Here is an 11984-nt window from a genome sequence, read left to right as displayed (position 1 = left end):
GGCGCCCAGCGCCCCGGCCGCACCGAAATCGCTTAGGGCAGCGGGCCGCCGGCGGCGATCGCGGACAGGGTGGCGAACTGTTCGCCGTCCAGCGACGCCCCGCCCACCAGGGCACCGTCGACGTCGTCCTGCGCGACGATCTCGCCGACGTTCTTGGCGTTCACCGAACCGCCGTAGAGGATCCGCACGCCGGCCGCGACGTCGGCCGAAGCCAGGTTCGCCAACTCGTCGCGGATCGCCTTGCACACTTCTTGCGCATCGGCCGCGCTGGCCACCCGACCGGTGCCGATCGCCCACACCGGTTCGTAGGCGATCACAGCCTGACCGATCTGTTCCTTGGACAGTCCGGCCAGTGAACCGCGCAGCGAATTCACGTTGAACTCAACGTGATTGCCGGCCTCGCGCACCTCGAGCTGCTCACCGATGCAGATGATCGGGGTGAGCTCGTGCTTGAACGCGGCGGCGGCCTTGACGGCCACCAGCTCGTCGGTCTCGTGATGGTAGGTGCGCCGCTCGGAGTGTCCGACGACGACGAAGGTGCAGCCCAGTTTGGCCAGGAACGCCCCGCTGATCTCCCCGGTGTAAGCACCCGAGTCGTGTTGGGACAGATCCTGGGCGCCGTAGGTCAACCGCAGCTTGTCACCGTCGACCAGGGTCTGCACGCTGCGCAGATCGGTGAACGGCGGGATGACGGCGACATCGACCTTGTCGAAGTACTTGTCCGGCAACGAAAATGCGATCTTCTGCACCAGAGCGATGGCCTCGAAATGGTTGAGGTTCATCTTCCAGTTGCCCGCAATCAGCGGTTTACGCGACACCTGATCTCCTAGCTTTCCAGAACGGCGATCCCGGGCAGTTCCTTGCCCTCCAGGTATTCCAGCGAGGCTCCACCACCGGTGGAGATGTGGCTGAACCCGTCCTCGGCCAAGCCGAGCACCCGTACGGCCGCGGCCGAGTCACCGCCGCCGACCACGCTGAACGCGCCCTTGCCGGTGGCCCCGATGATCGCCTCGGCCACACCCTTGGTGCCGGCCGCGAATGCGTCGAACTCGAACACCCCCATCGGCCCGTTCCAGAACACCGTCTTGGCATTCGACAGCAGCGCACTGAATCGCCGGACCGACTCCGGTCCGATGTCCAGGCCCATCTTGTCGGCCGGGATCTGGTCGGCGGCAACCTGTTCGGGTGTCGCGTCGGCGGCGAACTTGTCGGCCACCACGATGTCCACCGGCAGATGGATCACGTCGCCGTACTGCTCGAGCAGTTGGCGGCAGGTGTCCACCATCTCTTCCTGCAGTAGCGAGGTGCCCACCGAAAGACCTTGTGCGGCAAGGAAGGTGAAGCACATACCGCCACCGATGATCAAACTGTCGGCCTTGGTCGCCAGGTTCTCGATCACCGCGAGCTTGTCGGAGACCTTCGACCCACCCAGCACCACGGCGTAGGGCCGCTCGGTCGAACTGGTCAGCTGCTCGAGCACCTTGACCTCGGTACCCACCAGCTCACCGGCGTAGTGCGGCAGCAGTTTGGCCACGTCGTAGACCGAGGCCTGCTTGCGGTGCACCACCCCGAAACCGTCGGAGACGAATGCCGCTTCCGGACCGCCGGGGGTGTCCACCAGCTCGACCAGGGCCTGCGCCAACGCGGTGCGCTCGGCTTCGTCCTTGCTGGTTTCGCGCGGGTCGAAGCGAATGTTCTCCAGCAGCAACACATCACCGTCGGTCAGGCCTTCGGCCCGGGCCAACGCATCGGTGCCGACCACGTCACCGGCCAGTTGCACATGCCGGCCCAGCCGCTCCCCCAGTTCCTTGGCCACCGGGGCCAGCGAGAACTTGGGATCCGGTTCGCCCTTGGGGCGACCCAGGTGCGCGGTCACGACGACCTTGGCGCCGGCCTCGGCCAGCGCACGCAGCGTCGGCAGCGACGCGATGATCCGGCCCGGGTCAGTGATGGTGCCGTCGTCGTCGAGCGGGACGTTGAGGTCGGAGCGCACCAGCACGCCCCGACCTTCCACGCCTTGCGCCAACAGCTCCGAAAGTGTCTTGACGCTCATCGGTCGATCGCGGTCAGAGAGACTTGCCGACCAGGGCGATCAGGTCGACCAGACGGTTGGAGTAACCCCACTCGTTGTCGTACCAGGAGACCACCTTGGCCTGGTCGTCGATGACCTTGGTCAGACCCGCATCGAAGATCGAGCTGTGCGGGTCGGTGACGATGTCGCTGGACACGATCGGGGCGTCGTAGTACTTCAGGATGCCCTTGAGCTTGCCCTCGGCGGCGGCCTTGAGCGCGGCGTTGATCTCCTCGGCGGTGGCCTTCTTGGCCAACTCGGCGGTCAGGTCGGTGACCGAGCCGGTGGGGATCGGCACCCGCAGCGCGTAGCCGTCCAGCTTGCCCTTGAGCTCGGGCAGCACCAGGCCGATGGCCTTGGCCGCACCGGTCGATGTCGGCACGATGTTCAGCGCGGCCGCGCGGGCCCGACGCAGATCCTTGTGCGGGCCGTCCTGCAGGTTCTGGTCCTGGGTGTAGGCGTGGATGGTGGTCATCAGGCCCTTGACGATGCCGAACTCGTCGTTGAGCACCTTGGCCAGCGGCCCGAGGCAGTTCGTGGTGCACGAGGCGTTGGAGATGATGTTCTGGCTGCCGTCGTACTTGTCGTCGTTGACGCCCAGCACGATGGTGATGTCCTCGTCGCTGGCCGGTGCGGAGATGATGACCTTCTTGGCGCCCGCGTCCAGGTGGCCCTGGGCCTTGGCGCGCGCGGTGAAGATGCCGGTGGACTCGACCACGATGTCCACACCCAGGTCACCCCAGGGCAGCGCGGCCGGGCCTTCCTTGACCTCGAGCGCCTTGATCTTGGTGTCGCCGACGACGATGGTGTCCTCGCCCTCCAGGGACACGTCGTAGGGCAGCCGGCCCAGGATCGAGTCGAACTTCAGCAGGTGGGCCAGGCTGGCGTTGTCAGTGAGGTCGTTGACCGCCACGATTTCGATGTCGGTGTTCTGGCCGGCGGCCTTCTGCGCATCCAGCGCGCGGAAGAAGTTACGTCCGATGCGGCCGAAGCCATTGACGCCTACCCGGATGGTCACGTGGTTCTCCCTTTGATCTGCTTCTCGACACTGCTCACCGGTCAGCCTAGTAGTCAGCAATCTTCGACGTGCAGGTTGGTTCCCAAACCCCGCCCGCCCCGGCCGGACTGGGCCGGTGCTGCGGTCACGGCCCGGGTTCGGATTCGCCGACCGCGATGCCGAACCGCCGTTGTTGCCCCCACTTCGGTCCGCCACCCAGCACGGTCAGCCAACCCAGCGCGGCGCCGCAGTGCAGCAAGACCGTGAAGGTCAGCGGCGCCACCAGCGTGCTTGCCGCCGCGCCCAGCAAGCTGGCCCGGCCCGGGTCACCGACCCAGCGTCGGTACCGCTGCAGTGACCAGACCGCGAACACCGCGTCGATCACGAGTTTGGCCGCGACCACGGTCAGCACCGGGATCAGCACGTCGAAACGGCGCTCGACGACGAACCAGACCAGCAGCGCCAGCGCAGTCAGCCCGTAGAGCGGGGCGACGGTGTCCAGCGCCTTGACCGGAAGCATCACGGTGCCCAGCGCGCCGAAGCGCCGATCCCCCACCATCGCGCGGTACCACCAGTGGGTTTGCAGAAAGCCGCCGAACCAGCGGCGGCGCTGACGCAGGAAGGCGGCCGCGGTGCCGGGCGCCTCGGTTCGCGCCTGCGCGGCGCCCAGTGCGCCGAAGCGCCAGTGCAGGCCGTGTTCACCGGCGTAGCGCTGCAGCCGGGCCACCAGTTCGTAGTCCTCCACCAGGCAGGCCGCATCGAAGCCGCCGACCGCGACCAGTGCACTGCGCCGGAAACCGGCGAAGGCACCGGAGATCAGCTGCAGGCAGTCGATCCGCATCCAGGCGTAGCGAGCCAGGAAATTGCGGATGTACTCGTAGGTTTGGAACCAGCCCAGCAGCCGGGCGGGCAGACCGCGGTCGCACACCGGGGTGATCACACCGGTGAGGCCGACCAGCTGCCGATCGTCGCGAAACGCGGAGCGCAGCGCGGCGATCGCACCGGGTTCCAGGACCGTGTCGGCGTCGACGGTCACCACCACCTCGGCCCGGGTCGCAGCCAGCGCGGTGTTCAGCGCTGCGGCCTTGCCGCCGTGCGGCAGCCGCAGCCAGACCAGCTGGGTCGAGCCGATCAGCGTGGGCACTTCCGGTGTCAACCGGTAGTCGCGGCGCAGCAGGGCGGCGGTGTCGTCGGTGGATCCGTCGTCGGCGATCACGATCTGCTGCGGCGGCTCGGTCTGGCGCAGCAACGCGGTCAAGGTGCCCGGTAGTGCGGTGGCCTCATCGCGGGCGGCGATCAGCACCGCGACGTCGACGACGCCGCCGCCGTCGTCGTGGTGCGCGGGACCGGGACGGTCGGCGCGGCGTCCGATCCGGGCGATCTGCACCCCGGTGAAGATCTGCAGCGCCAGGTCATAACCGAGGTAGACCAGCCCGATGGACCAGGCCAGCAACCCGCCGTGACCGAACGCGAGCGCGAACAGCGCCACCCACACCGACACCACCACCAGGTGGATCGCGGTGCTGCGCAGCGGGGTTGGCGGCGGTGAGAGCCGAGACGACGCACGGCGCAGCGCCGCGGCCAAGGCGGGGTCGGCGGCTGCGATGGGGTCACCTGCGCGGGAGCGCTGCGGTTCAGGCTTCGTCGAGCAGTTCGGGGGTGACTGCCGACTCGGTGTCCGGGATGCCGTCCTGCTTGGCCTTGCGGTCGGCCATCGACAGCAACCGCCGGATCCGGCCAGCCACGGCGTCCTTGGTCATCGGCGGGTCGGCCAACCGGCCCAGCTCCTCCAGCGAGGCCTGCCGGTGCTCGACCCGCAGCCGGCCGGCCGCGGCCAAATGGTCGGGTACCGAGTCACCGAGGATGTGCAGCGCACGGTCCACCCGGGCCGCGGCGGCCACCGCGGCCCGCGCCGAGCGGCGCAGGTTGGCGTCGTCGAAGTTGGCCAGCCGGTTGGCGGTGGCGCGGACCTCGCGCCGCATCCGGCGTTCCTCCCAGGTCAGTCGGGTGTCCTGGGCGCCCATCCGGGTCAGCAACGCCCCGATCGCCTCGCCGTCACGGACCACCACCCGGTCGATGCCGCGTACCTCGCGGGCCTTGGCCGAAATCCCGAGCCGGCGTGCCGCACCGACCAGGGCCAGCGCAGCTTCCGGGCCCGGGCAGCTGACTTCCAGCGCCGACGAGCGGCCCGGTTCGGTCAGCGAACCGTGCGCCAGGAAGGCACCGCGCCAGGCCGCTTCGGCATCGGCGACGCTGCCGCCGACCACCTGCGCCGGCAGGCCGCGCACCGGCCGCCCGCGCAGGTCCAGCAACCCGGTCTGGCGGGCCAGCGCCTCGCCGTCCTTGGCCACCCGGACCACATACCGGGTCTGTTTGCGGATGCCGCTGGCGCTGAGCGCGTGCACGATCGCGTTGTAGCCGTAGAGGTCGAAGATGTCCTTGCGCAGCCGTCGGGCGATGACGCCGAGATCCACCTCGGCTTCGACCACCACCCGACCGGACACGATGTGCAGCCCCCCGGCAAACCGCAGCAGTGAAGCCACCTCCGCGCGCCGCGCGCTGACGGAGTTGACCACCAGGCGGCTGAGCTCATCCTTCACCTCGGCAGTCATCGCCACGAGTCGTCACCTCTCGGTCTGTCCGGGTTGGGGGCAGGAGTGGGCACCGTCGGCGCGGCAGGTACCACCCCCCGGTCGTATACCGCCTGCAGCGCCGCCGCCAACTTGGCCGGGTCATGTACAGGTGTACCAGGCCGGGACACGTCAGCAAACATTACCTCGGCCCCCAACGCGGCCGCGGCCCGCCGCAACTGGTCCCGTTCCCGCTCGCTGGTGCTCCGTCCGGCGTCCACCACGATGTCGTGCACGGTGAAGTCCGGCGCATGCTGGGCCAGTACGTGAATGTGCCGTTCGACGGAGAATCCGGCGGTCTCGCCGGGCTCGGTCTCGAGGTTGAGCACCAGGGCGCGGCGCGCCGCGGTGGCGCGCAACGCGGCGGCCAGACCGGGCACCAGCATGTGCGGGATCACGCTGGTGAACCACGAGCCCGGACCCAGCACCACCAGATCGGCGTCCAGCACCGCGTCGACGGCCTGCCGGGTGGCCGGCGGGTTGCCCGGCAGCAACCGCACCCGGCGCACCTTGCCGGGGGTGCTCGCGATCGCCACCTGACCGCGGATCACCCGACTCATCCGGGGGTCCGATTCCAGTCCGGCGACATCGGCCTCGATCTGCAGCGCGATCGGGCACATCGGCAGCACCCGGCCCTTGACGCCGAGGATCCGGCCCAGTTCGTCGAGCGCGGCCACCGGGTCGGCCAGCAACTCGTTGAGCCCGGCCAGGATCAGATTGCCGATCGGGTGCCCGGCCAACGCGCCGCTGCCACCGAACCGGTGTTGGATGATGGTCGCCCACAGTTGACCGTGTGGACTGTCGGATGCCAACGCCGCCAACGCCATTCGCAGGTCACCAGGCGGCACGATGTCCAGTTCGCTGCGCAGCCGCCCGGAGGAGCCGCCGTCGTCGGCAACCGTCACCACCGCGGTGACGTGCGGCGTGAGTCGGCGCGCAGCCGACAGCGTCGCATACAGGCCGTGGCCACCACCGAAGGCGACGATCCGTTCGATCGGGGCACTCATTCGCGGCCCAGATCCCGGTGCAGCACACGCACCGACAACCGGTTGCCTTCAGCCAGTCGTGCGGCCAACGCTTCGGCCATCGCGACGCTGCGGTGCTTACCGCCTGTGCAACCGATGGCGACCGTCATGTATCGCTTACCCTCCCGTCGATAACCGTCTACCACCAATCCGAGAAGTTCGTGGTAACCATCGAGAAATCGTGCTGCCCCGGGCTGTTCGACGACGTAGTCGCGCACCGCGGGATGCTGACCGGTGAAGGGGCGCAACTCGTCGACCCAATGCGGATTCGGCAGGAAACGCACATCGGCGACCATGTCGGCGTCCATCGGCAGGCCGTATTTGAAACCGAAGGATTCCACCGTCACGTTGGTGTCGGGGACGGTCTCCCCGCCGAAGGCACCCTCGATGCTCTCCCGCAACTCACGCACGCTGGTGTGCGACGTGTCGAGCACCAGGTCCGCCGAGGCGCGCACCGGGGCCAGCATTGCGCGTTCGGCCGCGATGCCTTCGGCCAGCGTGAGGTCACCCTGCAACGGGTGGCTGCGCCGGTTGTTCTCGTAGCGGCGGACCAGGATGTCGTCGCTGGCCTCCATGAACAGCACCCGCGGCGTGATGTCGCGGGTGGCCAATTCGGTGCGCACCCAATCCAGGTCGCCGGTGAAACCCTTGGACCGGGCGTCCATCACCAGGGCCAGCTGGGTGATCCGCGAGCCGGCCGCCAGGCCCAGGTCCACCATTTTGGCGATCAACTCAGGCGGCAGGTTGTCGGCCACGTACCAGCCCAGGTCTTCGAGCACCTTGGCCGCGGTGTCCCGGCCGGCCCCGGACAGGCCGGTCACCACGACGACGTCGATCCCCGAACCCGGTTCGTCCCGGCGTTGCTCGCCGCCGTGTTCGCCGTGCTGCTGCTGCTCTGTCATCCCGATGCCCGTTCGCCGTGGCCATCATCGCTCAGCTCACCCACTGCCGCACTCGATCCGGACGCATCGGCGCCGTCCGATTCAGCACCCTGCGGGTGCAGCGCGGCCAGCACCGCCGTCGCGGTGGCCACGCCGATCCCGGGCACCGAGGTGATCTCGGCCACCGAAGCCTGCTTGAGCCGGGCCACCGAACCGAAGTGACTCACCAGGGCCTTGCGGCGGTGCTCGCCGAGCCCGGGGATCGAATCCAGCGCCGAGGCCGTCATCCGCTTGGAGCGCTTGGAGCGGTGGAACGCGATGGCGAACCGGTGCGCCTCGTCGCGGACCCGCTGCAGCAGATACAGGCCTTCGTCGTTGCGGGGCAGGATCACCGGATCAGGCTCGCCAGGCACCCACACCTCCTCGAGTCGTTTGGCCAACCCGATCACCGCGACGTCGTCGACCCCGAGTTCTTCGAGCACCGCGGCCGCCGCGTTCACCTGGGGCGCGCCGCCGTCGACCAGGTAGAGGTTGGGCGGGTAGGCGAATTTGCGGGACTTGCCCTCCGGGGCGAGTTCCACCGGCGCCGAAGCGTCGGCCACATGCCGCCAGAACCGCCGGCGGGTGACCTCGGCGATCGAGGCGACGTCATCGGAACGGCCATCCCCGGCGGCCTCCTTGATCGCATAGTGCCGGTAGTCCGACTTACGCGGCAGACCGTCCTCGAACACCACCAGGGAGGCCACCACGTCGGTGCCCTGCACATGGCTGATGTCGACGCATTCGATGCGCAGCGGGGCCTCGGAAAGTCCCAGCGCGTCTTGAATGCTCTGCAGTGCAGCCGATCTCGCGTTGAAGTCGCCGGCCCGGCGCAGCTTGTGCTGAGCCAGCGCCTCGACCGCATTGCGCTGCACGGTCTCGGCCAACGCCTTCTTGTCGCCGCGCTGCGGCACCCGCAACCGCACCTTGGAACCGCGCAGACCGGACAGCCACTCGGTCAGCTGGGCCGCATCGGCCGGCAGGCACGGCACCAGCACCTCGCGTGGCACCGGGTTGGTCACATCGTCACCGCCACCGGTGTCAGCGGCGCCGTCCAACTCGGCCTGATCGCCGTAGAACTGCATCAGGAACTGTTCCACCAGCTGTTCGCGACCGGTTCCCTCGGCTTGGTCTGGTTCACTTGACTTTTCGATAATCCAACCGCGCTGACCACGGACCCGCCCGCCACGCACGTGGAACACCTGTACCGCAGCTTCGAGTTCGTCGTCGGCGAATGCCATCACGTCGGCGTCGGTACCGTCGCCGAGCACCACGGCCTGCTTCTCCAGTGCGCGCCGCAGGGCGGACAGGTCATCACGTAACCGGGCGGCCCGTTCGAAGTCCAACTCGGCTGCGGCCGCGTTCATCTGGGCCTCGAGCTGACGGGCGAACCGGTCGGTGCGCCCGGACAAGAAGTCGCAGAAGTCCGTCACGATCTTGCGGTGCTCTTCGGCGCTGACCCGGCCCACACATGGTGCCGAGCACTTGTCGATGTAGCCGAGCAAGCAGGGCCGACCGATCTGGTTGTGCCGCTTGAAAACCCCGGCCGAGCAGGTGCGCGCCGGGAACACCCGGGTCAACAGGTCGAGGGTTTCCCGGATGGCCCAGGCATGCGAGTACGGCCCGAAGTAGCGTACGCCCTTGCGCCGCGCCCCGCGGTAGACGAACAACCGCGGATACTCTTCGTTGAGCGTGACCGCCAGCACCGGGTAGGACTTGTCGTCGCGGTAACGGACGTTGAACCGCGGGTCGAACTCCTTGATCCAGTTGTACTCGAGTTGCAGCGCCTCGACCTCGGTGCCGACCACGGTCCACTCCACCTTGGCGGCCGTGGTCACCATCTGCCGGGTGCGCGGATGCAGGCTGGCCAGATCGGCGAAGTAGGAGGTCAGGCGACTGCGCAGGCTCTTGGCCTTGCCGACGTAGATGACCCGGCCGTGGACGTCGGAGAACCGATAGACGCCCGGCTCAACCGGGATGGAGCCCGGAGCGGGTCGGTACGTGGCAGGGTCTGGCACCACACCAGCCTAGTCGGCGTCGGCGACATCCCACCGCGACTGCGGGGCTCAGCCGAGGTAGCGGGCCACCAGCGCGCGCACCTCGTCCATCGCCAGCACGGCACGCTGTTTGTCGGCGGCCTGGATCGCCATCACCGGGATGTATTCGTCGTCGGGCAGCTCGACCCGGGCCCAGCGGGCGCCGACCGGGAACGACACCCCGACCACGTTCGACCACGGAACCTCTCTGTCGGCCAACAGATTCCGCACCGTCAATCCGGCCGCCCCGATCCGCAGCCGCGGCCTGGTCAACAACAACACCACGCCGGCGATCACCACGCCGAGTAATCCCATCGCGATCTGATCGGCGGCGGTGAAGTACACGCCGGTGGAGCCGACGGTCAGCAGGAAACCCACCGCGATGTGCGCCACCGCGATGACGGCGGCGGCGATGTAGGCGTACCTCGGGGTCGCCCGGGGACGCACCACCAGGTCCCAGTCCGACGAGCTACCCACTGCCGGCGCGCAACCCGCGCAGGGTCAGTGCGGTGCTCAGCGCTGCCGCGGCGGCCTGCTCACCCTTGTCCTCGGCCGAGCCGGGCAGACCCGCGCGGTCCAGCGCCTGCTCCTCGGTGTTGGTGGTCAGCACACCGTTGGCCACCGGGGTGGCCTCGTCCAACGACACCCGGGTCAAGCCCTGCGTCACGGCATCGCAGACGTAGTCGAAATGCGGTGTCTGGCCGCGGATTACCACACCGAGCGCAACCACGGCGTCATGGCTGCGAGCCAATTCCTGCGCCACCACCGGGATTTCGATGGCACCGAGGACGCGGGCCACCGTCGGCTCGCGGACACCGGCCGCCTTGGCGGCGCGCAGCGCACCGTCGAGCAGCGCGTCGCAGATCTTGGTGTGCCAGGTGCTGGCCACGATGGCCAGGCTGACGTCCTGCGCGTCGAGCTCGGGCATGTCCGGGATGCCGGCGCCACCGCTCACGACTCGGCTCCGGGCAGGTCGGTCGCCGACGGCCGGTGCCGCTCGCCGAGCAGATAGACCGCCTCGTCGTAGCCCTCCATGCTGGTGGCTTCGTGGAAGTCCTCCAGACCCACCAGGTCGTGCCCCATCCGGTCGCGCTTGGTCATCAGGTAGCGGATGTTGTGCGCGTTGGCCCGCACCGGCAGCGGCACCCGCTCGGTGATGTGCAGGCCGTAGCCGTCCAGACCGACCCGCTTGGCGGGGTTGTTGGTCAGCAGCCGCATGGATCGGATGCCCAGATCGACCAGGATCTGGGCGCCGATGCCGTAGTCGCGGGCGTCGGCGGGCAACCCGAGCTCCAGGTTCGCGTCCACGGTGTCAGCTCCGGCGTCCTGCAGCTGATAGGCCTGCAGTTTGTGCATCAGGCCGATGCCGCGGCCCTCGTGTCCGCGCATGTAGAGCACCACGCCGCGGCCTTCGGAGGCGACCATCGCCATCGCGGCGTCCAACTGCGGTCCACAGTCGCAGCGCCGCGAGCCGAACACATCCCCGGTCAGACATTCCGAGTGCACCCGGACCAGGACGTCCTGGCCGTCGCTGTGCGGGCCGGCAATCTCGCCGCGGACCAGCGCGACGTGCTCGACGTCGTCGTAGACGCTCTTGTACCCGACCGCACGGAACTCGCCGTGCCGGGTCGGGATGCGGGCCTCGGCGATCCGCTCGATGTGCTTTTCGTGCTTGCGGCGCCACTCGATCAGATCGGCGATCGTGATCATCGCCAACTGGTGTTCGTCGGCGAACACCCGCAGTTCGTCGGTGCGGGCCATCGAGCCCTCGTCCTTCTGGCTGACGATCTCGCAGATCGCTCCGGCCGGCTGCAGGCCGGCCAGGCGGGCCAGGTCGACCGCGGCCTCGGTGTGCCCGGGCCGGCGCAGCACTCCGCCGTCCTTGGCGCGCAGCGGCACCACGTGGCCGGGTTTGGTGAAGTCCTGCGCGATGGCGTTCGGATCGGCCAGCAGCCGCATGGTGGTGGCCCGGTCCGAGGCCGAAATACCGGTTCCGACACCCAGTCTGGCGTCGACGGTGACCGTGTAGGCGGTGCCGTGCTTGTCCTGGTTGACCGCGTACATCGGCAGCAGACCCAGCCGGTCGCAGATGTCACCGTCGAGCGGGACGCACAGGTATCCCGAGGTGTAGCGGACCATGAATGCCACCAGTTCGGGGGTGGCCTTCTCGGCCGCGAAGATCAGGTCGCCCTCGTTCTCCCGGTCTTCGTCGTCGATGACGACCACGGCCTTACCCGCCGCGATGTCGGCGACCGCCCTCTCGACGGTATCCAGCCTCGTCATCTCTGCCACCTTTGCCAGTTCG

The 11984-nt window shown here is 68.7% G+C and carries 11 protein-coding genes; all 11 read right to left on the bottom strand.

Features of this window, described 5'->3' with window-relative positions; genetic code table 11:
• Positions 1–32: 32 nt before the first annotated feature.
• Positions 33–818, bottom strand: coding sequence for a triose-phosphate isomerase (gene tpiA, locus AC5Y3P_RS02770; protein ID WP_500044373.1), 786 nt, complete (start codon positions 816–818; stop codon positions 33–35).
• A gap of 8 nt (positions 819–826) precedes the next feature.
• Positions 827–2053: a phosphoglycerate kinase gene (locus AC5Y3P_RS02765; protein WP_500044372.1), complete on the bottom strand. Its 1227-nt coding sequence runs from the start codon at positions 2051–2053 to the stop codon at positions 827–829.
• Positions 2054–2066: 13 nt separating this feature from the next.
• Positions 2067–3089, bottom strand: a complete 1023-nt coding sequence (gap, locus tag AC5Y3P_RS02760; RefSeq protein WP_500044371.1) for a type I glyceraldehyde-3-phosphate dehydrogenase — start codon at positions 3087–3089, stop codon at positions 2067–2069.
• 124 nt (positions 3090–3213) lie between these two features.
• The gene (locus AC5Y3P_RS02755) at positions 3214–4653 is read right to left on the bottom strand and encodes a glycosyltransferase family 2 protein (protein WP_500044370.1); all 1440 of its coding nucleotides are present in this window, start codon (positions 4651–4653) and stop codon (positions 3214–3216) included.
• Positions 4654–4702: 49 nt separating this feature from the next.
• The gene (gene whiA, locus AC5Y3P_RS02750; RefSeq protein ID WP_500044369.1) at positions 4703–5680 is read right to left on the bottom strand and encodes a DNA-binding protein WhiA; all 978 of its coding nucleotides are present in this window, start codon (positions 5678–5680) and stop codon (positions 4703–4705) included.
• On the bottom strand, positions 5677–6705 hold the full coding sequence (yvcK, locus tag AC5Y3P_RS02745; protein WP_500044368.1) for a uridine diphosphate-N-acetylglucosamine-binding protein YvcK: 1029 nt from the start codon (positions 6703–6705) through the stop codon (positions 5677–5679). The genes whiA and yvcK overlap by 4 nt, the downstream gene beginning before the upstream one ends.
• Positions 6702–7625 carry an RNase adapter RapZ gene (gene rapZ / locus AC5Y3P_RS02740; RefSeq protein WP_500044367.1) on the bottom strand — a complete coding sequence of 308 codons (924 nt, stop codon included), beginning with the start codon at positions 7623–7625 and terminating at the stop codon, positions 6702–6704. Before rapZ ends, yvcK begins: the two co-directional genes overlap by 4 nt.
• The gene (gene uvrC / locus AC5Y3P_RS02735; protein ID WP_500044366.1) at positions 7622–9661 is read right to left on the bottom strand and encodes an excinuclease ABC subunit UvrC; all 2040 of its coding nucleotides are present in this window, start codon (positions 9659–9661) and stop codon (positions 7622–7624) included. Before uvrC ends, rapZ begins: the two co-directional genes overlap by 4 nt.
• Before the next feature lie 48 nt (positions 9662–9709).
• Positions 9710–10156 carry a PH domain-containing protein gene (locus AC5Y3P_RS02730; protein WP_500044365.1) on the bottom strand — a complete coding sequence of 149 codons (447 nt, stop codon included), beginning with the start codon at positions 10154–10156 and terminating at the stop codon, positions 9710–9712.
• The gene (gene ribH, locus AC5Y3P_RS02725; protein ID WP_500044364.1) at positions 10149–10634 is read right to left on the bottom strand and encodes a 6,7-dimethyl-8-ribityllumazine synthase; all 486 of its coding nucleotides are present in this window, start codon (positions 10632–10634) and stop codon (positions 10149–10151) included. Before ribH ends, AC5Y3P_RS02730 begins: the two co-directional genes overlap by 8 nt.
• On the bottom strand, positions 10631–11962 hold the full coding sequence (locus AC5Y3P_RS02720) for a bifunctional 3,4-dihydroxy-2-butanone-4-phosphate synthase/GTP cyclohydrolase II (protein WP_500044363.1): 1332 nt from the start codon (positions 11960–11962) through the stop codon (positions 10631–10633). Before AC5Y3P_RS02720 ends, ribH begins: the two co-directional genes overlap by 4 nt.
• Positions 11963–11984: the final 22 nt, after the last annotated feature.

Source organism: Mycobacterium sp. NGS45, assembly GCF_059812645.1.
The sequence above is the reverse complement of the archived record's forward strand: the minus strand, read 5'-3'. Positions and strand labels throughout refer to the sequence as shown.